Origin of the sequence: Microcystis sp. M49636_WE2, from assembly GCF_030065375.1 — a bacterium.
GTDB classification, from domain to species: domain Bacteria; phylum Cyanobacteriota; class Cyanobacteriia; order Cyanobacteriales; family Microcystaceae; genus Microcystis; species Microcystis aeruginosa_C.
In genome coordinates, this window is the sequence record NZ_JASJFG010000658.1 from 1 (window position 1) to 5447 (window position 5447).

3 protein-coding genes are annotated in these 5447 nt (G+C 50.0%); all 3 read left to right on the forward strand.

Features of this window, described 5'->3' with window-relative positions:
* Nucleotides 1-172 precede the first annotated feature (172 nt).
* Entirely contained in the window at nucleotides 173-2422 is a 2250-nt protein-coding gene (gene psaA / locus PX484_RS15245; protein WP_002780971.1) for a photosystem I core protein PsaA, read from the forward strand.
* A gap of 178 nt (nucleotides 2423-2600) precedes the next feature.
* Nucleotides 2601-4814, forward strand: a complete 2214-nt coding sequence (gene psaB, locus PX484_RS15250; RefSeq protein ID WP_002770787.1) for a photosystem I core protein PsaB — start codon at nucleotides 2601-2603, stop codon at nucleotides 4812-4814.
* A gap of 289 nt (nucleotides 4815-5103) precedes the next feature.
* On the forward strand, nucleotides 5104-5447 hold a 344-nt coding region (locus PX484_RS15255; RefSeq protein ID WP_288104538.1), incomplete at its 3' end, for a DUF4164 domain-containing protein.

Here is a 5447-nt window from a genome sequence, read left to right on the forward strand (position 1 = left end):
AGAGAACAAAGACTTATCATCTACTATTGATGCTTTCGACTGGAATCTCACCCAAGAGGAAAGTCAAGCGACATTAACAAAAGGTGGGTCAGATTTCAACTTGCCTTTTTTAGGTTAAAAAATCTATCCTCAAATAAAACGCTAAGTCTATTGTCGAGAGAGGAGAATCCTCATGGCACTCCCCCCCAAAGAGGCGGTAGCTAAAGTGATTGTAGATAAAGACCCAGTACCTACTTCCTTTGAGAAGTGGGGGCAACCGGGGCATTTTGATCGCACTTTAGCCAAAGGACCCAAAACCACCACCTGGATTTGGAACCTACACGCCAACGTCCACGATTTTGATAGTCAAACCAGCGATCTAGAAGATATTTCTCGGAAAATCTTCAGCGCCCACTTCGGACATCTCGCCGTTGTCTTCGTTTGGCTGAGTGGAATGTACTTCCACGGCGCGAAATTTTCTAACTATGAAGCTTGGTTAACCAACCCGCTGGCCATCAAACCCAGCGCCCAAGTGGTCTGGCCGATCGTCGGTCAAGGCATCCTCAACGGCGATGTGGGCGGCGGCTTCCACGGTATTCAGATCACCTCTGGTCTGTTCTACCTCTGGCGGGCTTCCGGGTTCACCAACAGCTATCAGCTATACTGCACCGCTATCGGTGGTTTAGTTATGGCGGGCCTGATGCTGTTTGCCGGTTGGTTCCATTACCACAAAAGCGCACCGAAACTGGAATGGTTCCAAAACGTGGAATCGATGATGAACCACCACTTGGCGGGTTTACTCGGCTTAGGTTCCCTAGGTTGGGCCGGTCATCAGATTCACGTTTCTTTACCGGTGAACAAACTCCTCGATGCTGGAGTAGCTCCCCAAGACATCCCCTTGCCCCACGAGTTCATTCTCGAACCGAGCAAGATGGCGGATTTATATCCCAGCTTCGCCCAGGGTTTGACCCCCTTCTTTACCCTTAACTGGGGTGCTTACTCGGATTTCCTCACCTTCAAAGGTGGCTTGAACCCCGTGACCGGTGGTCTCTGGCTTTCCGATACCGCTCACCATCACTTGGCGATCGCTGTATTATTCATCATTGCTGGTCATATGTACCGTACCAACTGGGGTATCGGTCACAGCATGAAGGAAATCCTCGAAAACCACAAAGGTCCCTTCACCGGTCAAGGTCACAAAGGACTGTACGAAATCCTGACCACCTCTTGGCACGCCCAGTTAGCGATTAACCTTGCTCTCTTAGGTTCGCTAACCATCATCGTGGCCCACCATATGTACGCCATGCCGCCCTATCCCTATCAGGCGACGGACTACGCCACCCAACTATCCTTGTTCACTCACCACACTTGGATCGGTGGCTTCTTAATCGTCGGTGCGGGAGCGCACGGAGCGATCTTCATGGTACGCGACTACGATCCGGCCAAAAACGTCGATAACCTGCTCGATCGGGTGATCCGTCATCGCGACGCAATTATCTCCCACCTGAACTGGGTATGTATTTTCCTCGGCTTCCATAGCTTCGGTTTATACATTCACAACGACACCATGCGGGCTTTTGGTCGTCCCCAAGATATGTTCTCGGATACGGGAATTCAACTACAACCCATCTTTGCCCAATGGGTACAAAGTCTCCACACCCTAGCCCCCGGCAACACCGCTCCTAACGCTCTCACTACCGCTAGTTATGCTTTCGGTGGCGACGTAGTAGCAGTGGGTGGCAAAGTGGCCATGATGCCGATCACTCTCGGTACTGCCGATTTCCTCGTGCATCACATCCACGCCTTCACCATCCATGTAACCGTGTTGATTCTCCTCAAAGGGGTTCTCTACGCTCGCGGTTCCCGTCTGATTCCCGATAAAGCGAATCTCGGTTTCCGTTTCCCCTGCGATGGTCCCGGTCGCGGCGGTACCTGCCAAGTTTCGGGTTGGGATCACGTCTTCCTCGGCCTGTTCTGGATGTACAACTCCCTCTCGGTCGTAATCTTCCACTTTAGCTGGAAAATGCAGTCCGATGTCTGGGGAACCGTCGCCCCCGATGGCACTGTCACCCACGTTACCCTCGGTAACTTCGCCCAAAGTGCCATCACCATCAACGGTTGGTTACGCGATTTCCTCTGGGCGCAAGCAGCGCAAGTCATTAATTCCTATGGCTCTGCCCTGTCTGCCTACGGAATCATGTTCCTAGCCGGTCACTTCGTCTTCGCGTTTAGCTTGATGTTCCTGTTCAGTGGTCGCGGCTACTGGCAAGAATTAATCGAGTCGATCGTCTGGGCGCACAACAAGTTAAGAGTTGCCCCCGCTATCCAACCTCGCGCCCTGAGCATCATTCAAGGTCGTGCCGTTGGTGTGGCTCACTACCTCTTAGGCGGTATTGTCACCACTTGGGCATTCTTCTTGGCCAGAAGTCTCTCGATTGGCTAAACTTGCCTATAAGGGCTTGCCAGTCCCCCGGGGATTGGCAAGACTAGGCTGAACCAGCGTCGATTGACCGATACCACTGTAAGCGTTTCCTATTACAGTGGGTGAATTTAAAAAAGGAAATAACCAGCACTCGTGTAAGAGCCTCAGTTATTTAGAGAGGAGAATTTCCTAAACAGCTATGGCAACTAAATTCCCTAAATTTAGCCAAGATCTAGCCCAAGATCCGACCACCCGTCGGATTTGGTACGGGATCGCCACAGCCCACGATTTTGAAAGTCATGATGGCATGACGGAAGAGAATCTCTACCAAAAGATTTTCGCGTCGCACTTCGGCCACATTGCAATCATTTTCCTGTGGACTTCCGGTACGATATTCCACGTCGCTTGGCAAGGTAACTTCGAGCAGTGGATCAAAGATCCCTTAAACATCCGTCCCATCGCCCATGCGATTTGGGATCCCCAGTTCGGTAAAGGCGCGGTAGATGCCTTCACCCAAGCTGGCGCTTCTAATCCGGTTAACATCGCCTATTCCGGGGTTTACCACTGGTTCTACACCATCGGTATGACCTCCAACCAAGACCTATACCAAGGTGCGGTGTTCCTGCTGATTCTCTCGGCGATTTTCCTCTTTGCTGGCTGGTTACACTTACAACCTAAGTTCCGTCCTAGCCTCGCTTGGTTCAAAAACGCTGAATCTCGCCTGAACCACCACCTCGCCGCTCTGTTCGGTGTTAGCTCTCTGGCTTGGACCGGACACCTCGTTCACGTTGCTATCCCCGAATCCCGCGGTCAGCACGTTGGTTGGGACAACTTCCTCTCCACTCCCCCCCACCCGGCGGGTTTACTACCCTTCTTCACCGGTGACTGGGGTGTGTATGCGGAAAACCCCGACACTGCTAACCACATTTTCGGTACTGCCCAAGGCGCGGGAACTGCGATCCTCACCTTCTTAGGTGGTTTCCATCCCCAAACCGAGTCCCTCTGGTTAACCGATATGGCTCACCACCACTTGGCGATCGCTGTGATCTTCATTGTGGCTGGTCATATGTACCGCACCAACTGGGGCATCGGTCACAGCATCAAGGACATCCTTAATGCACACAGACCCCCCAGTGGTAAGTTAGGAGCCGGTCACAAAAATCTTTATGACACGGTTAACAACTCTCTCCACTTCCAACTCGGTTTGGCTCTCGCTTCTTTAGGCGTGATCACCTCTCTGGTGGCGCAGCATATGTACGCGCTACCCCCTTATGCCTTTATCGCTAAGGACTACACTACCCAAGCGGCTCTCTATACCCACCACCAATACATCGCTGGTTTCCTAGCGGTGGGTGCTTTCGCTCACGGTGCTATCTTCTTCGTGCGTGACTATGATCCCGAAGCGAACAAAGATAACGTCCTGGCGCGGATGCTGGAGCATAAAGAAGCGATCATCTCTCACCTAAGCTGGGTTTCCCTTTTCTTAGGTTTCCACACCCTCGGCCTCTACGTTCATAACGATGTAGTCGTCGCTTTCGGTACTCCCGAAAAACAAATCCTGATCGAACCTGTGTTCGCTCAATTCGTGCAAGCAGCTTCGGGTAAAACCCTGTACGGCATGAACGTACTGTTGTCTAACCCCGATAGTATCGCTTACACCGCCTATCCTAACTACGGTGATGTTTGGTTACCCGGTTGGCTAGACGCAATCAATAGCGGCACTAACTCCCTATTCTTAACCATCGGTCCTGGCGACTTCCTCGTTCACCATGCGATCGCTCTTGGTTTACACACCACCGTTCTAATCCTGGTTAAAGGTGCTTTAGACGCTCGTGGTTCCAAATTAATGCCCGATAAAAAAGACTTCGGGTATTCCTTCCCTTGCGACGGTCCCGGCCGTGGCGGTACTTGCGACATCTCTGCTTGGGATTCCTTCTACCTAGCCATGTTCTGGATGTTGAACACCTTGGGTTGGTTAACCTTCTACTGGCACTGGAAACACCTCGGTGTCTGGTCGGGTAACGTGGCTCAGTTTAACGAAAACTCCACCTACCTGATGGGCTGGTTCCGCGATTACCTCTGGGCTAACTCGGCTCAGTTAATCAACGGTTACAATCCCTACGGTGTTAATAACCTTTCTGTCTGGGCCTGGATGTTCCTCTTTGGACACCTCGTTTGGGCAACCGGTTTCATGTTCCTGATCTCTTGGCGTGGTTACTGGCAAGAGTTGATCGAAACTATCGTTTGGGCCCACGAACGCACTCCTCTGGCGAACCTCGTTCGTTGGAAAGACAAACCCGTGGCTCTCTCGATCGTTCAGGCTCGTTTGGTTGGTTTAGCTCACTTCACCGTTGGCTATATCTTCACCTACGCCGCCTTCTTGATCGCTTCCACTGCCGGCAAGTTCGGCTAAACCTTGAATTAGGTAACTAAAAAACCCCCCGCCCATTGGTGGGGGGTTTTGTTTATGATTGATCATAAAAACACGGCTCAATCCCAATCCTTTGAGTAACCCACAGAAAACGGGTTTCTCCGAGAAACCCGTTTTCTACTCATGCAAAAGGCAAAAGGAGAAATAAATAATCAGTTTTTAATAACCAGATTTAGGATTATACGGAGAATAAATAATCAGTTTTTAATAACCGGATTTAGGATTAAAATAAAATTATTGTACTATCATTACTCCCAGGGATTTTACCAAAATGTCTAACGAAACCGTTACTTATAGTCTTGAATCTGTCCTCAAGGAAATCAAAGACAGCATCAAGGAAGTTAACCAAAAAATCGATACCTTCCAACAGGATGTTAACCAGAAATTTGACAGCCTACAGAAGGATTTTAACCAGAAATTTGATACCTTGCAACAGGATGTTAACCAGAAATTTGATAGCCTACAGAAGGATTTTAACCAGAAATTTGATAGCTTACAAAAGGATGTTAACCAGAAATTTGACAGCCTACAGAAGGATCTTAACCAGAAATTTGACAGCCTACAGAAAGATATTAACCAGAAATTTGAGAAAATCGACGAACGGCTAACTAAGCT

What these genes read in the sequence shown, in the direction of transcription:
- psaA (WP_002780971.1), top strand. Translation starts at nt 173, where the DNA reads ATGGCACTCCCCCCCAAAGAGGCGGTAGCTAAAGTGATTGTAGATAAA.
- psaB (WP_002770787.1), top strand. Translation starts at nt 2,601, where the DNA reads ATGGCAACTAAATTCCCTAAATTTAGCCAAGATCTAGCCCAAGATCCG.